This is a genomic window from Kaistia nematophila, assembly GCF_026343855.1.
Taxonomy (GTDB): Bacteria; Pseudomonadota; Alphaproteobacteria; order Rhizobiales; family Kaistiaceae; genus Kaistia; species Kaistia nematophila.
Map to the genome: position 1 here is coordinate 44743 of NZ_JAPKNK010000011.1, position 24988 is coordinate 69730.

At 66.3% G+C, this 24988-nt stretch carries 20 protein-coding genes; 11 read left to right on the forward strand and 9 right to left on the reverse strand.

Annotated features, from left to right (window positions below; translation table 11 throughout):
• Positions 1-64 precede the first annotated feature (64 nt).
• On the reverse strand, positions 65-1099 hold the full coding sequence (locus tag OSH07_RS20740; RefSeq protein WP_266340604.1) for a Fe(3+) ABC transporter substrate-binding protein: 1035 nt from the start codon (positions 1097-1099) through the stop codon (positions 65-67).
• 246 nt (positions 1100-1345) lie between these two features.
• Entirely contained in the window at positions 1346-2119 is a 774-nt protein-coding gene (locus OSH07_RS20745) for a 16S rRNA (uracil(1498)-N(3))-methyltransferase (RefSeq protein WP_266340605.1), read from the reverse strand.
• Between the two features lie 135 nt (positions 2120-2254).
• Here OSH07_RS20745 and xseA point away from each other — a divergent pair, with 135 nt between their 5' ends.
• Complete coding sequence (gene xseA / locus OSH07_RS20750; protein WP_266340606.1) at positions 2255-3805, forward strand: exodeoxyribonuclease VII large subunit; 1551 nt, start codon at positions 2255-2257, stop codon at positions 3803-3805.
• A 223-nt stretch (positions 3806-4028) separates the two neighbouring features.
• Here xseA and OSH07_RS20755 read toward each other — a convergent pair whose 3' ends face one another.
• Entirely contained in the window at positions 4029-6005 is a 1977-nt protein-coding gene (locus OSH07_RS20755; protein WP_266340607.1) for an acetoacetate--CoA ligase, read from the reverse strand.
• Positions 6006-6210: 205 nt separating this feature from the next.
• Between OSH07_RS20755 and OSH07_RS20760 the strand changes: the two genes are divergently transcribed.
• Positions 6211-8031 carry an AsmA family protein gene (locus OSH07_RS20760; RefSeq protein WP_266340608.1) on the forward strand — a complete coding sequence of 607 codons (1821 nt, stop codon included), beginning with the start codon at positions 6211-6213 and terminating at the stop codon, positions 8029-8031.
• A 39-nt stretch (positions 8032-8070) separates the two neighbouring features.
• Here OSH07_RS20760 and OSH07_RS20765 read toward each other — a convergent pair whose 3' ends face one another.
• From OSH07_RS20765 to OSH07_RS20790, 6 genes are all read right to left on the reverse strand, one after another.
• Positions 8071-9429 carry an MATE family efflux transporter gene (locus OSH07_RS20765; protein ID WP_266340609.1) on the reverse strand — a complete coding sequence of 453 codons (1359 nt, stop codon included), beginning with the start codon at positions 9427-9429 and terminating at the stop codon, positions 8071-8073.
• 6 nt (positions 9430-9435) lie between these two features.
• A complete protein-coding gene (locus OSH07_RS20770; RefSeq protein WP_266340610.1) occupies positions 9436-10038 on the reverse strand; it encodes a DUF2239 family protein in 603 nt (200 codons plus the stop codon).
• An 81-nt stretch (positions 10039-10119) separates the two neighbouring features.
• On the reverse strand, positions 10120-10941 hold the full coding sequence (locus tag OSH07_RS20775; RefSeq protein ID WP_266340611.1) for an ABC transporter permease: 822 nt from the start codon (positions 10939-10941) through the stop codon (positions 10120-10122).
• Between the two features lie 63 nt (positions 10942-11004).
• Complete coding sequence (locus OSH07_RS20780; RefSeq protein WP_266340612.1) at positions 11005-11913, reverse strand: ABC transporter permease subunit; 909 nt, start codon at positions 11911-11913, stop codon at positions 11005-11007.
• A gap of 4 nt (positions 11914-11917) precedes the next feature.
• Positions 11918-13087 (reverse strand): ABC transporter ATP-binding protein, encoded by a 1170-nt coding sequence (locus OSH07_RS20785; protein ID WP_266340613.1) that lies wholly within the window; start codon positions 13085-13087, stop codon positions 11918-11920.
• A gap of 73 nt (positions 13088-13160) precedes the next feature.
• Positions 13161-14222 carry a polyamine ABC transporter substrate-binding protein gene (locus OSH07_RS20790; protein ID WP_277614356.1) on the reverse strand — a complete coding sequence of 354 codons (1062 nt, stop codon included), beginning with the start codon at positions 14220-14222 and terminating at the stop codon, positions 13161-13163.
• 250 nt (positions 14223-14472) lie between these two features.
• Between OSH07_RS20790 and OSH07_RS20795 the strand changes: the two genes are divergently transcribed.
• From OSH07_RS20795 to OSH07_RS20835, 9 genes are all read left to right on the forward strand, one after another.
• Positions 14473-15873 carry a glutamine synthetase family protein gene (locus OSH07_RS20795; RefSeq protein ID WP_266340615.1) on the forward strand — a complete coding sequence of 467 codons (1401 nt, stop codon included), beginning with the start codon at positions 14473-14475 and terminating at the stop codon, positions 15871-15873.
• An 84-nt stretch (positions 15874-15957) separates the two neighbouring features.
• Positions 15958-17340: an aspartate aminotransferase family protein gene (locus tag OSH07_RS20800; protein WP_266340616.1), complete on the forward strand. Its 1383-nt coding sequence runs from the start codon at positions 15958-15960 to the stop codon at positions 17338-17340.
• 8 nt (positions 17341-17348) lie between these two features.
• Positions 17349-18623: an NAD(P)/FAD-dependent oxidoreductase gene (locus OSH07_RS20805; RefSeq protein ID WP_266340617.1), complete on the forward strand. Its 1275-nt coding sequence runs from the start codon at positions 17349-17351 to the stop codon at positions 18621-18623.
• A gap of 233 nt (positions 18624-18856) precedes the next feature.
• Positions 18857-19789, forward strand: coding sequence for a substrate-binding domain-containing protein (locus OSH07_RS20810; protein WP_266340618.1), 933 nt, complete (start codon positions 18857-18859; stop codon positions 19787-19789).
• Between the two features lie 113 nt (positions 19790-19902).
• Positions 19903-20889 carry an ABC transporter permease gene (locus tag OSH07_RS20815; RefSeq protein WP_266340619.1) on the forward strand — a complete coding sequence of 329 codons (987 nt, stop codon included), beginning with the start codon at positions 19903-19905 and terminating at the stop codon, positions 20887-20889.
• Between the two features lie 2 nt (positions 20890-20891).
• The gene (locus OSH07_RS20820) at positions 20892-21674 is read left to right on the forward strand and encodes an ATP-binding cassette domain-containing protein (RefSeq protein WP_266340620.1); all 783 of its coding nucleotides are present in this window, start codon (positions 20892-20894) and stop codon (positions 21672-21674) included.
• A gap of 346 nt (positions 21675-22020) precedes the next feature.
• Positions 22021-22980, forward strand: coding sequence for an NAD-dependent epimerase/dehydratase family protein (locus tag OSH07_RS20825; protein WP_266340621.1), 960 nt, complete (start codon positions 22021-22023; stop codon positions 22978-22980).
• Between the two features lie 266 nt (positions 22981-23246).
• Positions 23247-24026: a CerR family C-terminal domain-containing protein gene (locus OSH07_RS20830; RefSeq protein WP_266340622.1), complete on the forward strand. Its 780-nt coding sequence runs from the start codon at positions 23247-23249 to the stop codon at positions 24024-24026.
• Between the two features lies 1 nt (position 24027).
• Positions 24028-24987: an HlyD family secretion protein gene (locus OSH07_RS20835; protein WP_266340623.1), complete on the forward strand. Its 960-nt coding sequence runs from the start codon at positions 24028-24030 to the stop codon at positions 24985-24987.
• Position 24988: the final 1 nt, after the last annotated feature.

Here is a 24988-nt window from a genome sequence, read left to right on the forward strand (position 1 = left end):
GCCCCGGGGGTTCCGGGGCATGAGGTATCGCGGCAGAGGCCGATATTTCGGCGCATGCAGGGGATCAGCCGTCGAAGCCGACCACGTCGACCAGCTCGCTCGCCTGCTTGCGGTCCTTGGCGACCGCCGTCAGCGGCAGCGGATCGACGGTCAGCGTGCCGAGCTCGGCGATGATCGGATCGGGCGCGACGCCGGCGCGAACCGGATATTCGAAATTCGCCTTGGCGTAGATCTCCTGCGCCGCCGGCGAGACGAGGTATTCCAGCAGCTTGACGGCGTTTTCCTTGTTCGGCGCGTTCTTGGCGACCGCGGCGCCGGAGACGTTCACATGCGTGCCGGCCTTGTCCTTGAAGGTCGGCAGGATGACGCGGATGGCGTTGCCCCACTCGACCTGCTCGGGGCCGCCCTTGCCGGAGCGCATCAGGCCGACATAGTAGGAATTGGCCACGCCGACGTCGCAGAGATTGGCGAGGATGTCGCGGGCGACGTCGCGGTCGCCGCCGCCGGCCTTGCGGGCGAGGTTGTCCTTGACACCGGTGAGCCATTCCTTGGCGGTGTCGGCGCCGTCCTTCGCGATCACGGCGGCGATCAGCGAGGTGTTGTAGGGGTGCTGGCCCGAACGGATGCAGACCTTGCCCTTGAAGCGCGGGTCGGCGAGATCCTCATAGGTCAGCGTCTCGTCCTGGACGCGGTCCTTCGAGGCATAGATCACGCGGGCGCGCATCGACAGGCCGTACCATTGACCGTCGGCATCGCGCAGATTGGCGGGGATCGCCTCCTCCAGCACGGTCGACTTGACCGGCTGCGTCAGGCCGCGGTCGCTGAGCTCGATCAGGTTGCCGAAATCGACGACGGAGAGCAGGTCGGCCGGAGAGTTCTCGCCTTCGGTGGCGACGCGCTCGGCGAGGCCTTCCTTGACGAAGATCACATTCGCCTTGATGCCGGTCTCTTTGCTGAAGCTGTCCAGCAGCGGCTGGATCAGGCCCGGCTCGCGGGTGGTGTAGACGTTCACTTCGCCGGCCGCATGGGCGGAAAGCGTGGTCGTCGCAAGCAGCGCGGCGGCGGCGGCGCCCTGGATCAGGCGGTTCAGGCTAGGCATAGTGAACTCCGTTCATTGAGGGGGCGGAACCCTGGTCGCCGTCGTTGTTCGGCGACTTCTGCCGGCTGCATCTCATCATCGCGAATAGAGGTCAACCGGCCGTATCGCTTTTGTTCTTCAGTTTAGATGAGTTCTAATATGGAATGAATCCAGACGGCGCGCGTTTCTCTTGGCGGAGCAAGACGACGCTTCGATGCACTGCCGAAAAGCATCGCGGTCACGATTTCGTGAGCTGTGTATTGCGACTTATACAGCGGGACCCGATCCGCCCTCGACCCAGTCGCCGGCGACGGCCTGGACCAGCGCCAGCGCGGCGACGGCGGCCGTGTCGGCCCTGAGGATGCGCGGCCCAAGCGGGATCGCGGTGACGAAGGGGAGCGCGTGCAGCGTCTCGCGCTCTTCCGGCGAGAATCCGCCCTCGGGACCGATCAGCACGGCGAGTGGCCCCTTTGGCAGCGCGCGCAGGATGGAGACCGGATCGGCGCCGGTCTCGTCCTCGTCGCAAAAGATGATCCGCCGCTCGGGCTCGTCCTTCGGCCAGCGCGCCAGCAAGGCGCTCAACGGCTCCGGGGCGGCGATCTCGGGGATCGACAGCACGCCGCATTGCTCCGCCGCCTCGATCGCGTTGGCGACGAGCCTGTCATCGTTCAGACGGGTCACCTGAGTGCGGCGGGTGATGACGGGGCGGATCAGTCCCGCCCCCATCTCGACCGCCTTCTGCACCATGTAGTCGAGCCGCGCCTGCTTGATCGGCGCGAAGAGGTAGTGGAGCGAAGAGGCGGGCGTCTGTTCGCGCGCCTGTTCGTCCGCCCGCAGCACGGCGCCCTTGCGGCCGGCCTCGGCCAGCGTCGCGCGCCATTCGCCGTCGCGACCGTTGAAGATCAGGACCGGGTCGCCCTCGCGCATGCGGAGCACATTGACGAGATAATTGGTCTGGCCCTTGTCCAGCACGACGCGGGCGCCAGCGTCGAGCGGCGCATCAAGGAACAGGCGTTGGGTGGTGAAATCATAGCGCGACATACGCTTCGATTACGCAATGCCCCGCCGCGCCGCAAGGTGGCGCGGCTGCCGGCTTGACCGGGGCGGACGGCGGAGGCATTCAGGGCCGACAGCTACCCGCCGTCCCTGCGGGAATCATGGAAGGCCGCGACCGACTTGCCCGATCCCGTCCATAACGCCGGCGAGTATTCCGTCTCCGAAATCTCGATGGCGCTGAAGCGCACCGTCGAGGACGCCTTCGGCTTCGTGCGCGTGCGCGGCGAGATCTCGGGCTATCGCGGGCCGCACTCCTCGGGCCATGCCTATTTCGCCCTGAAGGACGACCGCGCCAAGATCGAGGCGGTGATCTGGAAGGGCAATTTCGGCAAGCTGCGCTTCCGCCCGGAAGAAGGCATGGAGGTCATCGCCACCGGCAAGCTGACCACCTTCCCCGGCTCGTCGAAATACCAGATCGTCATCGAGTCGCTGGAGCCGGCCGGCGTCGGCGCGCTGATGGCGCTGCTCGAGGAGCGCCGGCGCAAGCTCGCCGCCGAGGGCCTGTTCGATTCCGGGCGCAAGAAGCCGATCCCCTATCTGCCGCGCGTGATCGGCGTCGTGACCTCGCCGACCGGCGCGGTCATCCGCGACATCCTGCATCGCCTCGCCGACCGCTTCCCCGTCCGGGTGCTGGTCTGGCCGGTGCGGGTGCAGGGCGAGACCTCGGCGGCGGAAGTGGCAGCCGCCATCGCCGGCTTCAACGCGCTGGCGCCGGGCGGCGCGATCCCCCGGCCGGACGTGCTGATCGTCGCGCGCGGCGGCGGCAGCCTCGAGGACCTCTGGGGCTTCAACGAAGAGATCGTGGTGCGCGCGGCGGCGGCCTCGCAGATCCCGCTGATCTCCGCCGTCGGCCACGAGACCGACACGACACTGATCGATTTCGCCTCCGACCTGCGCGCCCCGACGCCGACGGGCGCCGCCGAAATGGCCGTGCCGGTGCGTTCGGAACTGGTCGGAACGGTCGGCGATCTCGACCGCCGGCTCGATGGCGCCATGCTCCGCCTGATCGAGGGCAGAAAGCGGGAACTGCGGGCCGCGACCCGCTCCCTGCCCCGGCTCGACGACCTGCTCGCCATTCCGCGCCGCGCCTTCGACGAGCTCGCCGCCCGCATCGGCCGCGCGCTCGGCGCCAACACGCTCGCCCATCGCGGCCGGCTGGAACGCACCGCCGGGCGGCTTTCGGCCGCCTCGCTCGATCGCCTGACGATCCGCGCCCGCGACCGGCTGACGTCGCTCGGCGAGCGGCAGGGCCGCGCGCTGGAAGTCCATGCCGAGCGCAAGCGCGCCGGCTTCGCCCGCATCGCCGGACGCCTCCGCGTCGAGCCTCTGTCGCAGCGCCTGGCGCGCGGCGCCGTGCAGATCGCCGAGCTCGACCAGCGCGGCAATCGCGCCTTCATCCGCATCGTCGAGAAGAACCGCGACCGTCTCGACCGCGCCTGGCGACTGGCCGAGACACTCTCCTATCGCAGCGTGCTGGCGCGCGGCTTCGCGCTGGTGACCGATGCCGAGGGCAGGACGGTGCGCATGGCGTCGAAGGTCACGAGCGGCGAGGCGCTGACGATCGAGTTCCAGGACGGCAAGATCGGCGCCGTGGCCGCCGGTGGGGCCGCCGAGCCCCGTCCGAAGAAGGCCGCCAAGCCGAAGCCGCCGACGCAGGAGAGCCTGTTCTAGAAAGCAGCGCCCCCGTCGCACTCTCAGGCTCCAGTTCTGGAAAGCGCCAAGAAAGCCCCTCACCCCCACCCTCTCCCGCGAGCGGGCGAGGGAGTCCGATCGTGCTTGTATAGCATTCGCAATCGATGGGGATCGCCGGCCGCAAAGCCCTCGCCCGCTCGCGGGAGAGGGTGGGGTGAGGGCCTTGCTATCCTTCACCCCGTCCCTACCGCCTGCCGCCGACTCAGGCCAGTTCCGGCAGATCGCGATAGAGCGCCAGCGCCTCGGGATTGGCGAGGGCTTCCTGGTTCTTGACCGGCCGGCCATGCACGATCTCGCGCACGGCGAGCTCGACGATCTTGCCGGACTTGGTGCGGGGAATGTCGGCGACGGCGATGATCTTGGCCGGTACGTGGCGCGGCGAGGCGCCGGTGCGGATCCTGTCGCGGATCGTCCTGGCAAGCGCCTCGTCGAGCACGGCGCCGTCGCGCAGGCGCACGAACAGCACGACGCGAACGTCGTTGTCCCAATCCTGGCCGATCGCCAGCGCTTCCTGCACCTCGGGGATCTGCTCGACCTGGTTATAGATCTCTGCCGTGCCGATGCGCACGCCGCCGGGATTGAGCGTCGCGTCCGATCGGCCATGGATGATCAGCCCGCCATGCGCCGTCCATTCGGCGAAGTCGCCATGGCACCAGACATTGTCAAAGCGGTCGAAATAGGCGGCGTGATAGCGGCTGCCATCGGCATCGTTCCAGAAGCCGATCGGCATGGAGGGAAACGCCTTGCGGCAGACCAGTTCGCCCTTGCCGCGCGCCAGCGGCGTACCGTCCTCGTCCCAGACGTCGACGGCGAGGCCGAGGCCCGGCCCCTGGATCTCGCCCTTCCAGACCGGCTTTTCGGGAATGCCGAGCACGAAGCAGGAAACGATGTCGGTGCCGCCCGAGATCGACGCGAGCTGGATGTCCTTCTTGATGCCCTCATAGACGAAGGAAAAGCTCTCCGGCGCCAATGGCGACCCGGTCGAGGTCATCGTCTTCAGGGTCGAGAGATCATGCGTCTCAATCGGCCGCGCGCCGGATTTGTGGACCGCATCGATGAACTTGGCCGAGGTGCCGAAGAAGGTCATCTGCTCGGCATCGGCATAATCGAACAGGATCTCGGGGCCGGGATGGAACGGCGAGCCGTCATAAAGCAGCAACGTCGCGCCCGCGGCGAGGCCGGATACGAGCCAGTTCCACATCATCCAGCCGCAGGTGGTGAAATAGAACATCCGGTCGCCGTCACCGACGCCCGAATGGAGATGGATCTCCTTCAGGTGCTGCAGCAGCGTGCCGCCGGCCGAATGGACAATGCATTTCGGCACGCCGGTCGTGCCGGACGAAAACATGATGTAGAGCGGATGGGCAAAGGGCATGGCGGCGAAGGCGACCGGCGCGACCGGGAACGGCGCCAGGAAGGCGTCGAGCGTGACACCGTTCGCCAGGGTGGCGGCGCTCGCCTCCGCCGTGCCGATATAGGGAACGACGACGGTCTTTCGCACGGTCGGCAGGCTCGGCACGATCTCGGCCAGCTTCGGCGCGATGTCGATGGTCTTGCCGGCATAGTAGTAGCCGTCGCAGGCGATGAAGACGGTCGGCTCGATCTGGCCAAAGCGATCGAGCACGCCGCGCGGGCCGAAATCCGGCGAGCAGGACGACCAAACGGCGCCGATCGAGGCGGTCGCCAGCATGGCGGCGATCGTTTCCGGCATGTTCGGCATCATGGCGGCGACGCGATCGCCGACCTTGACGCCGGCGGCGACAAGCGCCTGCTGCAGCCGCGACACCAGCGCATGCAGATCGTCCCAGGATAGCCGCCGCTTCACCCGGTCCTCGCCCCAGAAGACGAGCGCGTCGTCATCGCCCGATATCCTGAGCAGGTTCTCGGCGAAGTTCAGTGTCGCATCGGGGAAGAAGCGCGCGCCGGGCATGCGGTCGCCATCGACCAACAGCCGCTCGCCCTTGTCGCCCTCGACGCCGCAGAAGTCCCAGACGAGGTCCCAGAACGCCGCACGGTCGTCGATCGACCACTGGTGCAGCGCGTCATGATCGGGCAGCGGCAGGCCGGTCCACTCCGCCGCCGCGGCGCGAAAATGCGTCATCGGATGGTCGGCGAGGCGCGCCGCCGATGGCACCCACAGGGGCTGTTCGGAACTGGCCGGGATATTCGCGGACGTCATGGGGAGGAATCCTATCCGGCTAGGTTGCAGTGCGGCAAAAATTCGCTGTCCTGCCATGGATATCCGCAGCCTGCCGCCAAGTCACGTCAGAAACCAAGCCGGGACAGGCGAGAAAAGCCTTGCGAAATCACGGAATTCTGCCTATCCGGGTGCCATTCGGTCGTGGCACCTACCGAAACGTTAGGGGCAATCGTCACCGGGTGACATGAAAAAAATCCTATTCGCCCTCGCAGCGATTCTGATTCTTTGCGGCGCATTCGTCCTTCTGGCGCCCAAGCTGGTCACGATCGAAGCCGTCCGTCGTTCCCTGACGCGCGAAGTCGCGGGGTGGAGCGGCCGTGCGCTCACCTATGAGGGCGCGCCGACCGTCGCCTTCAATCCCTATCCGACCGTCACCTTCGCAAAGGTGCGGATCAGCTCGGACCGCGATCCGAAGCCGCTGGTCGAGATGGATTCGCTTTCGGCCGAGCTGAGCTTCCTGCCGCTCCTGATCGGCCGCGTTCGCCCGTCCGTGCTGGAACTCGACAATCCGGTGTTCCGCTTCGGCGTCGACGACAAGGGCCTGCCGAACTGGAACCTGCCGCGGGCGCTGCGCGGTGATTCCGAGCTCGGCCGCCTCGTCATCCATGGCGGCACGCTGCACTATGTCGGCAGCGACAAGAAGGAACTGCTGCTGACCGGCGTCGACGCCCGGATCGACTGGCCTGACCCCGCCGCGACCGCCAGCCTCAAGGGCAGCGCCACCTGGAAGAACGAGGCGTTCGACTTCAACGGGTCGATCGGCACGCCGCTCGACCTCGTCAGCGGCCGCCAGACGGCGCTCCGCTTCGCCATCGCCTCAACGCCGCTGCGCGCCAATTTCACCGGCACGGTCGCCAATCTCGCCGACCCCGAGGGCGAGGGCGAGCTTTCGGTCACCACGCCGTCGATCCGCCGCCTTGCGGGCATCTTCAACATGCCAATGGGCGAGGGTTCGACGCTCGGCAGCGCCTCGATCGAATCCCATGCCAGCCTGGCGGCCCGCACGCTGACCTTCGCCAACGCCAAGATCAGCGTCGACGGCAATGACAGCGAGGGCGCGCTTTCGATCGACTTCGCCCGCTCCCGGCCTTCCGTGCAGGGCACGCTGGCATTCGAGAGCCTTGACCTTTCCGCCTATGCCGAGGCGCTCTCGAGCCTGGTGGCCTCGGCGCGGGCGACGCCCGACGAGCCGCTGCCGCTCGCCGCGCTCGACAGCAACGACCTCGACCTCCGGATCTCCGCGGCGCAGGTGCTGCTCGGCAGCGCCCGGCTCGGCCGCACCGCCGCCTCGGCTACGATCCGCGACGACCGGCTGAACCTCTCGATCGGCGAGGCGCTGCTCTATGGCGGCCGACTCTCCGCCAGCCTCTCGGCCTCGCTGCAGGACCAGGCCGCCTCGGGCTCGCTGCAGGCGCGCATCGACGGCCTGCCGGTCCGCGCCGCGCTCTCCGACCTGTTCGGCATCGGCCATCTCGACGGCATCGGCTCCGGCACGCTCAGCCTTTCGGCGCACGGCACCAACTGGAACGGCCTGATGACCTCGCTCACCGGCAGCGGCAAGGCGACCGTCGCCGACGGCAGCTTCGATGGCGTGAACGTCTCGGCGCTGTCGCAGCAGATCACCGCCGACGGCACGATGAGCGGCAACCTGCTCGGCGGCTCGACCAAGTTCACCGAAGCCGAGGGGACCTTCACCATCGACGCCGACCAGGTGGCGACGCCGGGGATCCAGGTGACGGGAAGCGGCTACCAGATCAACCTCACCGGCGAGGCGCCGCTGCAGGCGACCTCGCTCAGCGCCCGCGGCGACCTCACCATCCAGCGCGCCACCGGCGGCGCCGCCAGCGGCCCGGTCCGCGTTCCCTTCGTCATCGGCGGCAATTGGGGGCACCCGACGCTGGTGCCGGACTTCAGCGGCCTTTCCCGCCGCAGCGACAACGGCGCCGAGCCCCCGGTCGGGCCGGTCCGTCGCTTCGCCCGCGCCCTGCTTCCGGCGATGCGCTAGGACGGACGCCGGCGCGGCGACCGAGGCGGCGACGCCGCCTCAGACCATCCTCTGGATCGACTTCCTGCGCCAGACGAACTGGTAATAGCTCGCCTGCATGGCCAGCATGGCGATATAGGCGATCGGATAAGCGGCCCAGACGCCGTTGATGCCGAAATGGCCGGACAGGCCATAGGCGACCGGCACCTCGATGCCGACGATCGCGACGATCGAGATCAAGGTCGGCACCAGCACCGTGCCGCTCGCCCGCATGACGCCGGCCAGCACGCTCGACATGCCGAAGATAATGTAGCCCCAGAGCACGATGTGCAGCAGCGTCTGGGCGAGTTCGATCACCGGCTCGGAAGTGATGAAGAATCCGATCAGCGTGCGCGAGAACAGGTAACAGAGGGTTACCAGACCGCCCGTGATAATGAGGCTCAGCAGGATGCCGGTGCGGGTGATGACGCCGAGGGCCGCGGCACGGCCGGCGCCGATCGCCTGCGCGCCCAGGATCGACACGGTGATGGCGATCGAGATCGCCGGGAATTGCACGTAGTTGATCACCATGTTGACGGTGCCATAGGCGGCCGTCGCATCCGAGCCGAACGAATTCACCAGCGCCAGCACGGCGATTTCCGCCAGCGAGACGAGAACGAGCTGCACGCCGGAGGGAATGCCGATCCTGAGCACGGCGAGCAGCAGCTTGCCGTCAATGCGCAGGTGGCGGATCAGCACCGCATCCGGGGCGAGCGGATGCTTGCGCCGGCGCATGTGGAAGAACAGCCAGGCGAGCGCGACCAGAAACGACACGATCGACGCATAAGCGCCGCTGGCGATGCCGAACTGCGGCAGGCCAAACCAGCCGCGGATCAGCGCCGGCGTCACCAGCAGGCCAGTCACCGTCGAAACCGTCAGCGCATAGAGTGGCGTTACCGTGTCGCCGACTCCGCGCATCATCGAGGTCATCAGCAGGAAGACGAACAGCCCCGGCATCGCGATCAGCATGATACGCGCATATCGGGTGGCGTCGGGCAGGATGTCGGCCGGCGTACCGACCGCCTGCAGGATCGGACCCGTGAACGCGCCGCCGAAGATCGCCACAACCACGCCGAACAGAATCGCCACCGTCAGCGTCGTGCCGGCGACCGCCTTCACCGTCTCCAGCTTCTGCGCGCCATACGCCTGGCCGATCATCACCGAGGCGCCGGCGCCGAGGCCTATGGTGAAGGAGATGAACAGGAACAGGATCGGGAAGAAGGCGGCGACGGCGGCGAGCGCGCCGACGCCCAGCATCTGCCCGAGATAGATGTTGTTGAGCGTGCCCGACAGGGCCTGCAGGATGTTGCTCAGGATCATCGGCCCGAGGAAGACGAGAAAGGTCTTCCAGAGCGGCGGCAGCGACAGCGAAAGCCTCATTTCGGATCAGGCGTCTTCGAAGGCCGGGCCGGCCAGCTTGCCGGCATGGTCGCGGATGTCGACCGGCCAGGCGGCCGTCATCTGGCGGAAGCGCTCACGGTCGCCGGCGAACAGCGCCCGGCTCGCCTCCTCATATCCGGGCTGGTCGCCCGCCATCGCCGTCATGAAGCGCTGCGTCGCCTCCTGCGCGCGCCGGGCCCGATCGCGCCCCTCGCCGCTGCGGCGCGCCTCGTCGACCAGCTTGCGCAGCGCCACCGAGGCGCCGCCGGGCTGGCTGCCGAGCCACTCCCAATGGCGCGGCAGCAGCGTCACCTCGCGCGCGACGACGCCGAGCTTCGGACGGCCGGGACCGCGCGGCGGCGCCGTTTCCACCGGCGCCTTCGGAGCCACCGGCCGGTCATCGGTCAGCCGGGCGAGGACTTCGCCGGCCGAGCCGCGAAAATCGACCTCGATCAGCCGGCTGGTGTCATCGTCGAAGAGCAACACCGGCTCGCCGCCCTGGTCGACAGCCTCCTTGCTCTTCAGCGCCACGTCGGGCAGCAGCCCCGACGCAATGCGCCGGAGGCCCTGAAACGCCGTGCAGTAGACCTGCTGTGGAATGCTCATCATCACGCCCTTCCTGAACAGACGGCGTTTTACCCGGGCAAAATCAAAACGTCAATATTACCCGGGTAATTCCTGAGCCTGTTCTCAAACGCCCTGAATCGCCAGCCGCTCCGCGCGCTGCCGCTCAACCTCGCGGCGCTTGGTCACGACCGAAGCAATGATGACGCCCGTCGCCACAATGGCAATCAGGATCGAGCAGATGGCGTTAATTTCCGGCGTCACGCCAAGGCGGACCTGGCTGTAGATCTTCATCGGCAGAGTGGTTGCGCCGGGGCCGGTGGTGAAGCTCGAAATGACGAGATCGTCGAGCGACAGGGTGAAGGCCAGCATCCAGCCCGCCACCACCGCCGGCAGGATCAGCGGCAGCGTGATGGTGAAGAAGGTGCGGAGCGGCGGGCAGCCAAGATCCAGCGCCGCCTCCTCCAGGCTGCGGTCGAAGGTGATCAGCCGCGACTGCACCACTACCGCAACGAAGCACATCGAGAAGGTGATATGGGCCAGCGTCAGGGTCCAGAAGCCGCGCGCGAAGCCGATAGCGACGAAGAGCAGCAGCATCGCGAGGCCGGTGATGACCTCAGGCATGACGAGCGGCGCGTAGACCATGCCGGAAAACAGCGTGCCACCCGGGAAGCGTCCAAAGCGCACCAGTGCGATCGCCGCCAGCGTGCCGAGAATGGTGGCGAAGGTCGCCGACAGCAGCGCGACGCGGATAGTCACCCAGGCAGCGTCGAGCAGGCCCTGATTGCTCAGGAGCGACACATACCATTTGGTCGAGAAGCCGCCCCATACCGTCACAAGCTTGGAGGCGTTGAACGAATAGACGACGAGCAGGACAATCGGCAGATAGAGGAAGGCGAAGCCGACCGTGATCGAAGTGACGTTGAACCAGGAAGCGCCGCGTCTCATCGTGCCCCTCCCCATCGGACCGCCGCGATATCGCGCGAAGAAAGCGAACCTGTCCGCATGGGCCTACTCCGACGCTTTCTTTTGGGCATTCTGGAACAGCATGATGGGGATCACCAGGATCGCCAGCAGCACGACGGCGACCGCCGACGAGACCGGCCAGTCACGGTTCGAGAAGAACTCGGCCCACAGCGTCTTGCCGATCATCAGCGTGTCGGAACCACCGAGAAGATCGGGGATCACGAACTCGCCGACCGCCGGAATGAAGACGAGGAAGCAGCCGGCGATGACGCCGGGGATCGACAGCGGGAAGGTGATCTTCCAGAACGCCTGGATCGGCGGGCAGCCGAGATCGGCGGCCGCCTCGAGCAGCGTCTCGTCGAGCTTCTCCAGCGTCGCGTAGAGCGGCAGGATCATGAAGGGCAGGTAGGAATAGACGATGCCGATATAGACGGCGAGCGTCGACGGCAGGATGTTGAGCGGCTCGCTGATCACGCCGAGGCTGAGCAGCAGCTGGTTGAGCAGCCCTTCGGGCTTCAGGATGCCGATCCAGGCGTAAACGCGGATCAGGAACGACGTCCAGAACGGCAGGATCACCAGCATCAGGAGCGTTGTCCGCCACTCCTTGCGGGAGCGCGCCATGCCATAGGCGATCGGATAGCCGATCAAAAGGATCAGGAAGGTCGAGATCACCGCGATCTTCAGGCTCGACAGGTAGGATTCCCAGTAGAGCGCGTCCTCGGTCAGGAAGACGTAGTTGTCGAAGCTGAATTCCTTGATCTGCTCCCAGAGCGCGCCGATGCCGCCGGAGACATCCAACGCCGGCGTATAGGGCGGCATGGAGATCGCCGTCGTCGACAGCGAGATCTTCACCACGATCAGGAACGGGACCAAAAACAGCACGATCAGCCACAGATAGGGGATCGCGACGACCAGCCATCGAAGGGGCGAATGTCCGGAGGAACGATTGGCCATCGGACTACCTCGTGAGCACGACGCCGCCGTCCCGCGACCAGGTCAGCCAGACCTTGTCGTCCCAGGTGATCGGCCGCTCGACGAGTCGGGTGGTGTTGGTGATGGTGGCCTTGACGGTGGCGCCGGTGGCGAGCCGCACATGGTAGATCGAGACGTCGCCGAGATAGGCGATGTCCCAGACCTCGCCGGAGACGGCATTGACGCCCGGATCCGCGGGAGGCGTCAGCGAGATCGCGACCTTTTCCGGCCGGACCGCGAACCAGGCCTTGTCACCGAGCTTGGCGCCGCCGTCCTGGCTGACCTGCACCTTCGCGCCGGTGCCGTCGCAATCGAGCGTCGCCACACCACCCTCGACGGAGGATACGTGGCCTTCGAGCAGGTTGATGTCGCCGATGAAGTCCGCGACATAGCGCGAATTCGGCTGCTCGTAGATTTCCGCCGGAGTCGCGATCTGGACGATCTTGCCCTGGTCCATCACGGCGATCCGGTCGGCGACCGTCATCGCCTCCTCCTGGTCGTGCGTGACGATGACGAAGGTCATGCCGAGCTTGACCTGCAGGTCGATCAGCTCGAACTGGGTTTCCTCGCGCAGCTTCTTGTCGAGCGCACCGAGAGGTTCGTCGAGCAGCAGCACTTTCGGCTTCTTGGCGAGCGAGCGGGCCAGCGCGACGCGCTGCCGCTGGCCGCCGGAAAGCTGGTGCGGCTTGCGTTTGGAGAATTTCTCGAGCTTGACCAGCGCCAGCATCTCGTCGACGCGGGTGGCGATTTCCGGCTTCGGCATGCCGTCCTGCTTCAGGCCGAAGGCAATGTTATCCCAGACCGACATGTGCGGAAACAGCGCATAGGACTGGAACATCATGTTCGTCGGGCGCCGGTAGGGCGGCACGCCGACGAGATCCTGCCCGTCGAGCATGACATGGCCGCTGGTCGGCTCCTCGAAGCCGGCGATCATGCGCATCAGCGTGGTCTTGCCGCAGCCGGACGGACCGAGCAGGGCGAAGAACTCGCGCTCGTAGATGTTCAAAGAGAGATCGTCGACGGCGGTGAAATCGCCGAACGTCTTGGTGACGTTCTGGAACTGGATAAAGGGCTTCGCGGCCGGATCGTTCCAGGGCGCGAAGGCCCTGCGGATCGGTCCGAGCGATTTGCCCGCTGAAAGCGACTTACCTGCCATGGGGCCTCCACCCGCGTTCCATGCCCGTCGTGAAGAGGCCCGGTACTAGACCGGGCCTCTTTTGTCCATCGGATCAGGTGCCGCTCTTGATCTTCGTCCAGAGCCGCGTCACGACGCGCTGAACCTTCGGGTCGTTCGGCGTCGTCGTGTAGAGCTTCTTCATCACGTCCGCCGGCGGGTAGATCGTCGGATCGTCAAGGATCTCCTTGTTGATGAAGGCCTGCGAATCCTTGTTGCCGTTGGCGTAGGCGACATAGTCGGTCGCCTTGGCGATCACTTCCGGCTGCTGGATGTAGTTGATGAAGGCGAGCGCTGCCTCCGGGTTCGGCGCGTCCTTCGGAATCGCCATCGAATCCATCCACAGCAACGCGCCTTCCTTCGGGATCGCGTAGCCGACTTCGACCTTGTTGTTGGCTTCCGTGGCGCGCGTGCGGGCCTGGATCACATCACCCGAATAGCCGAAGGCCAGGCAGATGTCGCCATTGGCCAGCGCCTGGATATATTCCGACGAATGGAACTTGCGGATATACGGACGGATCTTCTCGAGCAACTCGCCCGCCTTGGCGATCTCGTCCGGGTTCTTGGAATCCGGCGGCAGGCCGAGATAGTTGAGCGCGGCCGGGATCACGTCATCCGGCGAATCCAGCATGTAAACGCCGCAGTCCTTGAACTTCGACACGACTTCCGGCTTGAAGAACATGTCCATCGAGTCGACCGGCGCGTCCGGCATGGCCGCCTTGATCTTCTCGACATTGTAGCCGATGCCGGTGGTGCCCCACATGTAGTTCACGGCGATCTTGTTGCCGGGATCATAGGTGGCGAGACGGGTCGTGATCTCGTCCCACATATGGGAGAGGTTCGGGATCTTCGACTTGTCGAGGTCCTGGAACACGCCAACGTCGATCATGCGCTTCAGATTGCGGTCCGTCGGCACGACGATGTCGTAGCCCGACCCACCGGCCAGCATCTTCGTTTCCAGGATTTCCATGGAATCGTAGACGTCATAAACGACCTTGATGCCGGTCTGCTTGGTGAAGTCCTCGATGATCGAGGTATCGATGTAGTCCGACCAGTTGAAGATGTGCAGTTCCTTGTCGGCGGCGGCGGCGCCGCTGATCGAACCGACGGCCAGCATCGCGCCGAGCGCAACGCCGCTGAAGATATGCTTGATCATATAGTTCCCCTAGATACAGCCGCATCGACCCTCGCGGGCCGGCCACAATTCTGTTCCCGAATTTAGACGTTAGAAGGCTTTTTGGCCTACCTCAACCGTTTCCTGCGACCACTGGCAGGGACCCGACGCCGCATGGACAACGCATCCAAGTTGACTTCGGTCCAGCCGTGGCGACACTTCAGGACAGTCGCGTGAAAGCCGAGGGGAAATCGTGGCAAAACGGAAGAAGGGCGCCAAGGCCATCGAGGGTGATGTCCGTGGCGTCAAGTCGCTGGATGAGGCCAGGGACTGGCTGAAGGCGCGCGGCATCGAGGACATCGAATGCGTCGTGCCAGACCAGGCCGGCGTCGCCCGCGGCAAGATGATGCCGGTGCAGAAATTCCTCGCGGGACCGACCATGTCGATGCCCGGTTCGATCCTGACCCAGACCATCACGGGCGACTATCCCGACGACGACGCCCGCTTCGTCAGCGACGCCGCCGACCAGGACGTGATGTTCGAGCCCGACCTGTCGACGCTCTGCGTCGTGCCGTGGGAAGCAGACCCGACCGCGCAGGTCATCCACGACGCCTATCACCGCGACGGGCGCTCGGTGGAAACCGCGCCGCGCCAGGTGCTGCGCCGCGTCATCGAGCTCTATTCGCACCAGGGCTGGCAGCCCGTGGTGGCGCCCGAGCTCGAGTTCTACCTGGTCAAGCCGAACACCGATCCCGACTACCAGCTGGAGCCGCCCACCGGGCGCTCCGGCCGCCCGGAGGCGGCGCGCCAGTCCTATTCGATCGCGGCGATCAACGAGTTCGACGACCTGTTCGACGACATCTACGACTTTTCCGAGCAGCAGGGCCTCGAGATCGACACGCTGATCCACGAGGAAGGCGCCGCGCAGATGGAGATCAACCTGCTGCACGGCGACCCGCTGGCGCTCGCCGATCAGGTGTTCTTGTTCAAGCGCACCATCCGCGAGGCGGCGCTGCGGCACGACATGTACGCCACCTTCATGGCGAAGCCGATGTCGCGCGAGCCGGGCTCGGCCATGCACATCCACCAGTCGGTCGTCGACGTCGAGACTGGCAGGAACATCTTCTCCGACGAGGACGGCGACCCGACCTCGAAGTTCTTCGCCTTCATCGGCGGCTCGCAGAAATACCTGCCCGCCGTACTCTGCATGCTGGCCCCCTATGTGAACTCCTATCGCCGGCTGGTGCGCTCGTCCTCGGCGCCAGTCAACACGCAGTGGGGCTACGACAACCGCACGGTCGGCCTGCGCGTACCGAACTCCAATCCGGCCGGGCGGCGGCTGGAAAACCGACTGCCCTCCTCCGACGCCAACCCCTATCTCGCCATGGCCGCGTCGCTCGCCTGCGGCTATCTTGGCCTGATGGAGGGACTGAAGGTCGGCGACCCCGTCTCCGGCTCGGCCAATTCGAACGAGATCGACCTGCCGCGCGGGCTGCTGGAAGCCGTCGCGCTGTTCGAGGAACAGGAAGAACTGGCCGAAATCTTCGGCGAGCGCTTCGTCGCCACCTATGGCGCCATCAAGCGAGCCGAATACGAGACGTTCATGCAGGTGATCAGCCCGTGGGAGCGGGAATTCCTGCTGCTGAACGTCTAGGCCGCCGGCCGACCCTATAAGGCGCATTCTCGTCGGGCCCGCGGCCCGGCGAGGATCCATGCAAGACCGCAACCGGACCTGCCCATGACGAAGCCATCCAACGTCACCGCCGACTATCGCGCCCGCGACGCGGCGCACCACATCCATGCCTTCTCCGACATGAAGAGCCTGAACGCGGAGGGCAGCCGCGTCGTCGTCCGGGCCGAGGGCTCGTGGATCTGGGATTCCGAGGGCAACCGCATCCTCGACGGCATGTCGGGCCTTTGGTGCGTCAATATCGGCCATGGCCGCAAGGAGATCGCCGAGGCCGTGCAGCGGCAGATGGCGGATCTCTCCTTCTACAACACCTTCTTCAAGTCGACCCATCCGCCGGCGATCGAACTGGCCGAGACGCTCGCGCGGCTGACGCCGCCGCAGTTCAACCGCGTCTTCTTCGCCGGCTCGGGCTCGGAGGCGAACGACACCGTCATCCGCATGGTGCGCCACTACTGGGCGAGCCTCGGCAAGCCGGAAAAGTCGGTCCTGATCGCGCGCAAGAACGCCTATCACGGCTCGACGCTTGGCGGCGGCAGCCTCGGCGGCATGACATCGATCCACAGCCAGGGCGGCCTGCCGATCCCCGGCATCCACCACATCGCCCAGCCCTACTGGTTCGGCGAGGGCGGAGAGATGAGCCCCGACGAATTCGGCGTCTTCGCCGCGCGCGAACTGGAAAAGGCGATCGACGAGATCGGCGAGGACAGGATCGCCGCCTTCGTCGCCGAGCCGATCCAGGGCGCCGGCGGCGTCATCATCCCGCCCGCCACCTACTGGCCGGAAGTAAAGCGCATCCTCGCCGAGCGCGACATCCTGCTGGTCGCCGACGAGGTCATCACCGGCTTCGGCCGCACCGGCAACTGGTTCGGTTCCGAGACCTTTGAAATCGAGCCCGACCTGATGGCCTTCGCCAAGGGCGTCTCCTCCGGCTATCTGCCGATCGGCGGCGTCATGGTTTCCGACAAGGTCGCCGACGTCCTCTACGGCGCGGGCGAATTCCATCACGGCTTCACCTATTCGGCCCATCCCGTCGCCGCCGCCGCGGCGGTCGAGAACCTGCGCATTCTCGAATCCGAAAAGCTGGTCGAGCGGGTACGCGACGATATCGGCCCCTATCTGCAGGCGCGCTGGCGCGCTCTCGCCGACCATCCGCTGGTCGGCGAGGCACGCATGACTGGCCTGATGGGCGCCATTGAACTGGTGCCGAACAAGCCGTCGCGGACGGAGAAGTTCGCCGATACCGGCAAGGTCGGCACGATCGCACGCGACATCTCGCTGCGGAACAACCTCGTCATGCGCGCCGTGCGCGACAGCCTGATCATCGCGCCGCCGCTGACGCTCAGCCATGACGAGGCCGACCAGCTGATCGCCTCCGCCCGCAAGACGCTCGACGACACCCAGGCCGAGCTGAAGCGGCTCGGCCTCCTGTGAGGCGCGCGATGAAGCCGCACGCCCCTTCCTGGTATGCCGCGACAGCCGACAAGGACCTCGCCTTCGCCCCGCTCGACGGCGATACGCGCGCCGACGTCGTCATCGTCGGCGGCGGCTACACCGGGTTGTCGGCGGCGCTGCACCTCGCCGAAGCCGGCATCGACGTGGTGCTGATCGAGGCGGAGAAGGTCGGCTGGGGCGCTTCCGGGCGCAATGGCGGCCAACTCCATACAGGCCAGCGCCGCGACCAGGAATGGCTGGAAAAGCGGCTCGGCAAGCCGGCCGCCCTGGAACTGTTCCGTCTGGCCGAGGAAGCCAAGGCGCTCGTCCACCACTTGATCGACAAGCACCAGATCGACGCCGAGTGGCGACCCGGCCTGATCGAGGCCGTGCACAAGGAGCGCCTCGTCGCAGAGGAGCGCCACTATGTCGAGGTGCTGAACCGCGACTATGGCTACACACCGGCCGAATGGATCGACCGCGACCGGCTGGCGCCGATGATCGGCAGCCACAGCTATTTCGGCGGCCGGCTCGATCGCACCGCCGGCCACCTGCATCCGTTGAAATTCGCGCAGGGACTGGCGCGCGCCGCCCAGAAGGCCGGGGCGCGGATCCATGAGGGCACGGCAGCCAGGAAGCTCGTCGACGGCGAGACGCCGATGATCGAGACGCTACGTGGCCGGATCAAGGCGGATATCGTCGTGCTCGCCGGCAACGGCCTGCTCGACGGCATCGACCCGGAAACCGAAACCCGCGCCATGCCGATCAAGAACTTCATTCTGACGACGGAGCCGATCGGCGCCGGTGGTCCTGGCGGCCTGATCCCTGGCGGCGAGGCGGTCTCCGATTCGCGCTTCGTCGTCTATTACTGGCGGCCGACGCCGGACGGACGCATCCTGTTCGGCGGCGGCGAGACCTATTCGCGCAGCGACCCCGCCGACATATTCGCCTTCGTGCGGCGCCATCTCCTGAAGATCTATCCTGGGCTCGATGGCACGAGGATCGACTACGCATGGGGCGGCACGCTCGCGGTCACGGTCAACCGCCTGCCCTTCCTGCGCAAGCTTCGCAGCGGCGTCTTTGCCGCCTCCGGCTATTCCGGCCAGGGCGTGGCGCTCGCCCCCTTCGGCGGCAAGATCCTGGCCGAGGCCATCCTCGGCAATCCCGGCAAGCTCGACGCCTTTGCCGCGCTCCCCTGCCCCCGCTTCCCCGGCGGCAAGCTGCTGCGCTGGCCGGCGCTCGTCGCCGGCATGAGCTGGTACGCGCTGCGCGACCGGCTCTGATGCCATCCGGCAGAGCCGAGGCGTTGCGCCAATGACAGCGGTGTCATTTTTTTGGACAATCTGTCGCAGCGTCAGTTGACGCACGCGGCAATTGTGTCAGTCTCCCCCCGAGACCGCTGCTGCCAACGGCGTAGAGGCACCTCTCGACCGGGCAGCAAGCGCGCCGCGAAAAGCGGCGAAGCGGCAGCCATAGCCGTGGTCGCATGAACGAAACGTTCAATGGGAGGATGCCAATGTTCAAGAAGCTCGCGGTACTCTTGTCCGGCGCAATGATAGCGCTGGCAATGCCGGTCGCGGCCCAGGCCAAGACCTTCTACTGGATCTCGCACGGCACGTCGGCCGACCCGGTCTGGACCTACTTCCTTGCCGGTGCCCAGCAGTGGGCGAAGGATACCGGCAACACGGTCAACACCTCGTTCCACCAGGGCAACGTCGCCTCGCACCAGGAGGCCGTACGCGCCGCCATCGCCGCCAAGGCCGACGGCATCGTCACGACCAGCCCGGATCCCGGCAGCCTGGTCGAGGTCGCGAAGGAAGCCAACGCCGCCAAGATCCCGATCATCAACTTCAACACCCCCGACCCGAAGGCGTCGTTCAACGCCTATGTCGGCGGCAACAACGTCGTGTTCGGCCGTGGCTGGGCGCAGTATCTGGTCGACAAGGGCCTGGTGAAGAAGGGCGATTTCGTCTGGATGCCGGTCGAGATCCCGGGCGCCACCTATGGCGTGCAGGAAGAGGAAGGCATCAAGAGCGTGTTCGAGCCGCTCGGCATCACCTATGAGGTGACCGAGGCGACGCTCGACCAGGCCGAGGTGATCACCCGCATGGTCGATTACCTCACCGCCAACCGGACCAAGGTGAAAGCGATCATCGGCCTCGGCGATCTCGTCACCGGTTCGATCAAGCGCGTCTTCGACCAGGTTGGCGTCAAGCCGGGCGAAATCCCGGTCGTCGGCTGGGGCAACTCGCTCGACACCACGCAGGAAGTGCTGAACGGCTATGTCAACGCCGCGCAGTGGCAGGACCCGCAGGCGACCAGCTACGTCGCCCTGTCGCTCGCCAACATGGCGGCCAGCGGCATTCCTCCGGGCTTCAACGTGATCACCGGCGCCCTGTACGAGAAGGACACGGCGCAGCTCTACGACAACATCCTCTCGGGCAAGTAGTCCCGCAGGAGCGGGCATCCGCGACGGCGTCGCGGATGCCCCGTCGATCGACGGCCGCATGACCGCGTCCTCGCGGCGGCGACCTGCCTGCCCTCACGCCATTCGGTCTGCCCGTGGAAAACCGCTCCTTCATCCAGCGCTTCATCGCGAAGCCGGAGTTCGGCCCGCTCGTTCTGCTGATCGTGGAAATCGCGATCTTCTGGTCGATCAATCCGGACTTCCTGTCGCCGCTCAACATCTCCAACACCCTGTCCTTCACCGTCGAGCTCGGCCTGATCGCTCTCGCCATGACGCTCCTGATGACGGCCGGCGAGTTCGACCTCTCGGTCGGCTCGGTGTTCGGCTTCGCGCCGGTGCTGATGTGGACCCTCTTCAACTCCGGCATCACCTCGCTCGAGGTCGCGTTCCTGATCGCGCTCGCCGTCGCGGCTCTGATCGGGCTCGCCAACGGCCTGTTCGTGACGCGGATCAAGATCTCGTCTTTCCTGGTCACGCTCGGCATGCTGCTCGTCGTGCGCGGCGTCGCGCTGTTCATCTCCGACGGCTTCCCGCAGCGGACCTGGAGCGCGGGACAGCACTGGCTGGCGCATGTGCTGGTCGGCGATTTCTATGTCGGCCCCTTCCGCATCTACATGTCGCTGTTCTGGTTCATCGGCTTCGCGCTGCTGCTCGGCTATGTGCTGACCCAGACAAAGGCCGGCAACTGGATCCAGGCGACCGGCGGCAATCCCGGCGCGGCACGGGCGCGCGGCGTCAACGTCAACCGCACCAAGGTGCTGCTCTTCATGCTGTCGGCGACGATGGCCTCCTTCGCCGGCGTGATCAGCTCGATCCGGACCTCCGCCGCCAATCCGAACAGCGGCGCCGGCTACGAGCTCGAGGTCATCGCCATGGTGGTGATCGGCGGCACCGCGCTGATGGGCGGCCGCGGCACGATCATCGGCACCGTGCTCGGCGTGTTCATCCTGCGCGTCATGCGCAACGGCATCGTGCTGATCGGCGTGCCCGGCCTCGCCTACAACATCTTCATCGGCGCGATCATCCTCGGCATGATGACGCTGCACTCCGTCCTCGAGCGCCGGCACCAGGCGGGTACCTGACCATGACCGATTTGATCCGGATGGAGCGCGTCTCCAAGGCCTACGGCAAGGTGCAGGCGCTCAAGGACGTCGATTTCAGCGTCCGCGAAAACGAGATCGTCGGACTGCTCGGCGACAATGGCGCCGGCAAGTCGACGCTGATCAAGGTGCTCTCCGGCGCCGTGCCCTCGACCAGCGGCGACATCTATGTGCGCGGCAAGAAGGTGAGTATCCGTTCGACGACGGACGCGATCGCCAACGGCATAGAGACGATCTACCAGGACTCGGCGCTGGTCACCCAGCTCTCGATCGCGCGCAACCTCTTCCTCGGTCGCGAGCCGGTGAAGGGCCCGCGCTTCATGAACCGGCTCGATCACCAGGCCATGGACGCGGTCGCCCGCGACCTGCTGAAGCGCGTCGGCATCAGCAAGAACATCCCGCCCTCGACGCCGGTCGGCGCACTTTCCGGCGGCGAGCGCCAGGCGGTCGCGATTGCCCGCGCCATGTATTTCGAGAGCGACCTGATCATCCTCGACGAGCCGACCAACAATCTCGGCGTCGCCGAGACTCAGGGCGTGCTGCGCTTCGTGCGCAATGCGCGCAAGTCCGGCCACTCCTGCATCTTCATCGCCCACAACATCCACCATGTGTTCCAGGTGGTCGACCGGATCGTGGTGATGCGCGGCGGCCGGGTTGTCGCCGACGACATCAACCCGAAGCAGTCCAGCGTCGAGGATGTCGAGCGCATCATCACCGGCATGTCGGACGAGGAACTGGAGCACGCCCTCGGCCCGAACAGCCACTGAGGGGGCAAGCGCCAACGGTTCCGCGCGCCTGGCGAAATCGCCGCCCCTTCCTGCCGAGACGGCGACGCAGGGGCGGCGGATTTCATTCTCCGCAACCAGGGGGCGCTTGGCGGATGCGGCAGCGTGCCTCCCGATAGTCCGCGCGGCAGCCGGCCGAACATGAGCGCCATGGCATCCATGGACGGGACATTTCGGCGTTCGGGTCGCCCGTTCGCCGAACGGTTTCGACGATTTTGCGTCGCCGCAACATAAAGATGCTCGCAACTGTTCCGGGGCTTGCCGGCCCTCTGGCGAAGCGCATGGCTTACGATAACATTATCGTGATGCGGAACGGGAGGACGGCACCATGACACGTGTGATCGTGATCGGTGGAAGTGGCCATGTCGGTACCTATCTGGTGCCGAGACTGGTGGAGGCGGGCTTCGAGGTCGTCAACGTCGCGCGCGGCCAGCGCAGCGCCTACCAGCCGCATGCGGCCTGGTCGAAGGTCGAGACGGTGGTGCTCGACCGTGAGGCGGAAGACAGGGCCGGCACCTTCGGCGCCAAGATCAGCGATCTGCGGCCCGACATCGTCATCGACATGATCTGCTTCACGCTCCCGAGCGCGCAGCTCCTGGTCGATGCGCTACGCGGCCGGGTCGAGCATTTCCTTCACACCGGCACGATCTGGGTGCATGGCCCGAGCGTCGCCGTGCCGACACCGGAAACCGTGGCGCGCCGCCCCTTCGGCGAGTACGGCACCCAGAAGGCGGCGATCGAAGCCTATCTGATGCACGAAGCGCAGCGGAACGCCTTCCCCGCGACCATCGTGCATCCCGGCCATATCGTCGGGCCCGGCTGGGCGCCGCTCAATCCGGCCGGCCATTTCGATCCCTCCGTGTTCTCGACGCTGGCGCAGGGCAAGGAACTGGTGCTGCCGAATTTCGGCCTCGAGACCGTGCATCACGTCCATGCCGACGACGTCGCGCAGATGTTCATGAAGGCGATCGGCAACTGGAGCATGGCGGTCGGCGAGGCCTTCCACACCGTCTCCGCCCAGGCGGTGTCGCTGCGCGGCTATGCCGAGGCCGTGTCATCCTGGTTCGGACAGGAGGCGAAGCTCTCCTACCTGCCGTGGGAGCAGTGGAAGCAGCAGCACAGCCCCGAGATCGTCGAACAGACGCTCGACCACATCGCCCGCAGCCCGAACTGCAGCATCGACAAGGCCAGGCGACATCTCGACTACCAGCCGCGTTACTCATCGTTCGAAGCGGTGCGCGAGGCGGTCGACTGGCTCGTCGCTCAGGGGATCGTCGCAACCGGCTAAGGCATTCGCGCTCCGCTCGCCCCGGCGCCGGACGACCGGCGCGGGCGATCTCGGTTGTCGTTTCCCTTGGATTCCGCCCAGACTCTGTCACCCGCCAATGGCGCAAATCTGCCGTAACGGCATGAACCGTCATGGGAATTCGACACGCGCCTTGCAAGGGCTTCGTAGAAATTTATAGCGTCGCATAAATTCAATCATTCGATTGACCTCGTTTCGCAATTGCACAATCTTGGCGGGCGGGGCGGAGCGAATCGGAGTGACGCTGGATGAATTCGGAAGCAACCTCGGTCGGGCGGGCTGATTTCGACATGGCCTTCGAAAGGGCCGACGACGTCGAGACGGTCGAGGCGCAGGACGCGCTTCCGGCCTCCCGCCACTATCGCCGCGCCCGCCAGGATCGCGGTGCGGAAACTCGCCAGAAGCTGCTGCTCGCCGCCCTCGACGTCTTCGGGCGCTATGGCTTCGAGGGCGCGGCGACGCGCGACATTGCCAAGCGCGCCGGCGCCAATCTGGCGGCGATCGTCTACCATTTTGGCAGCAAGGACTCGCTACACCGCGCCGTCGCCGAATATGTCGTCGAGCAGATGCAGATGCGGATCGGCGACAGCATCAACGCCGCTGCCCGGGCCTTGACCGGCGATGTCGACCGGCCGACGGCCCGTCGCCTGCTGCAGAACATCATCGACGTCCATATCGATTGCATGCTCGGCGAGGCCGAGGCCGAACTCTGGGGCCGCTTCATCATGCGCGAACAGATGGAGCCTTCGTCCGCCTTCGACGTCATCTACGACTACATGATGTCCTGCCAGACCACGACGACGACGCTGGTGGCGATCCTGCTCAACCTTGATCCGCGCTCGGAAGAAGCGACGTTGCGCTCCTTCGCCATCTCCGGCCAGTTCGTCATCTTCTGCGTCGGCCGTCCGATGGTGCTGAAGAAGCTCGGCCGCGATACGCTGAGCAACAAGGACCGCGACGAGATCCGGCGCATCGTTGCCGAACAGATCGACCTGTTGGTCGGAGAGACACTGGCAGACGAGGGGTAGCATGCGGACGGGCCGTGCGCTTTCGCTGGTCCTACTGCTTCTTCTGGCGGGTTGCGGCGACAGCGCGCGCGATCCGCTCCTGCACGGCTATGTCGACGCCGACTACGTGCTGGTCGGGGCGGAAGTCACCGGCCGGCTCGCCACCCTCAATGTGAAGCGCGGCGATCCGGTCAAGGCCGGCGCCGTGCTCTTCACCCTAGACGACCGCGACGAGACGGCGGCACTCGCGCAGGCCCAGGCCCAGCTGGCGCAGGCGAAGGCCAGCCTCGCCGACCTCCTGACCGGCAAGCGGCCGGAGGAAATCCGCGTACTCGACGCCCAGCTCGCGGATGCCGAGGCGGCGCTGACGGTGGCGCAGAAGACCTATGACCGCAATCGCGACCTCTCGACCCGCGCCGTCGTCGCGGTTGCGACGCTCGACCAGTCGAAGGCGGATCTCGATTCAGCCGCGGCCCGCGTCCAGGCGGCGCGGGAGAACCGCGCCGTCGCCAACCTGCCGGCGCGACCCGACCAGATCGCGGCGGCGCAACAGCAGGTCTCCGCGCTCGCCGCCGCCGTCACCGCGGCCGAGACGAAGCTCGCGCGGCGCACCCAAAGCGCCGTCGCCCCCGGCCGCATCGAGGAGGTGTTCTACCAGGTCGGCGAGATCGTCCCGGCAGGGCAGGCCGTCACGTCGCTGCTGCCGGAGGGGGCGCGCAAGATCCTGTTCTTCGTGCCGGAGGCGATGCGCTCCACGGTCCGGCCCGGCCAGCGCGCGTCGATCCTCTGCGATGGCTGCGCCAGCGGCCTGACGGCGACCATCGCCAGCATCGCGACCGATGCGGAATTCACGCCGCCGGTGATCTATTCGAAGGAGAGCCGCGCCAAGCTGGTGTTCCGCGTCGAGGCCAGGCCGGAAGGCGACGCCCGGAAGCTCGATCCCGGCCAGCCTGTCGACATCCGGCTCGGGACGGAGCAATAGG

Coding starts and splice junctions, on each gene's coding strand:
- OSH07_RS20740 (WP_266340604.1), bottom strand. CDS start 1,099: ATGCCTAGCCTGAACCGCCTGATCCAGGGCGCCGCCGCCGCCGCGCTG.
- OSH07_RS20745 (WP_266340605.1), bottom strand. CDS start 2,119: ATGTCGCGCTATGATTTCACCACCCAACGCCTGTTCCTTGATGCGCCG.
- OSH07_RS20830 (WP_266340622.1), top strand. CDS start 23,247: ATGAATTCGGAAGCAACCTCGGTCGGGCGGGCTGATTTCGACATGGCC.
- OSH07_RS20780 (WP_266340612.1), bottom strand. CDS start 11,913: ATGGCCAATCGTTCCTCCGGACATTCGCCCCTTCGATGGCTGGTCGTC.
- OSH07_RS20805 (WP_266340617.1), top strand. CDS start 17,349: ATGAAGCCGCACGCCCCTTCCTGGTATGCCGCGACAGCCGACAAGGAC.
- OSH07_RS20835 (WP_266340623.1), top strand. CDS start 24,028: ATGCGGACGGGCCGTGCGCTTTCGCTGGTCCTACTGCTTCTTCTGGCG.
- OSH07_RS20760 (WP_266340608.1), top strand. CDS start 6,211: ATGAAAAAAATCCTATTCGCCCTCGCAGCGATTCTGATTCTTTGCGGC.
- OSH07_RS20770 (WP_266340610.1), bottom strand. CDS start 10,038: ATGATGAGCATTCCACAGCAGGTCTACTGCACGGCGTTTCAGGGCCTC.
- OSH07_RS20810 (WP_266340618.1), top strand. CDS start 18,857: ATGTTCAAGAAGCTCGCGGTACTCTTGTCCGGCGCAATGATAGCGCTG.
- OSH07_RS20755 (WP_266340607.1), bottom strand. CDS start 6,005: ATGACGTCCGCGAATATCCCGGCCAGTTCCGAACAGCCCCTGTGGGTG.
- OSH07_RS20775 (WP_266340611.1), bottom strand. CDS start 10,941: ATGAGACGCGGCGCTTCCTGGTTCAACGTCACTTCGATCACGGTCGGC.
- OSH07_RS20785 (WP_266340613.1), bottom strand. CDS start 13,087: ATGGCAGGTAAGTCGCTTTCAGCGGGCAAATCGCTCGGACCGATCCGC.
- OSH07_RS20800 (WP_266340616.1), top strand. CDS start 15,958: ATGACGAAGCCATCCAACGTCACCGCCGACTATCGCGCCCGCGACGCG.
- OSH07_RS20820 (WP_266340620.1), top strand. CDS start 20,892: ATGACCGATTTGATCCGGATGGAGCGCGTCTCCAAGGCCTACGGCAAG.
- OSH07_RS20765 (WP_266340609.1), bottom strand. CDS start 9,429: ATGAGGCTTTCGCTGTCGCTGCCGCCGCTCTGGAAGACCTTTCTCGTC.
- OSH07_RS20790 (WP_277614356.1), bottom strand. CDS start 14,222: ATGCTGGCCGTCGGTTCGATCAGCGGCGCCGCCGCCGCCGACAAGGAA.
- OSH07_RS20825 (WP_266340621.1), top strand. CDS start 22,021: ATGACACGTGTGATCGTGATCGGTGGAAGTGGCCATGTCGGTACCTAT.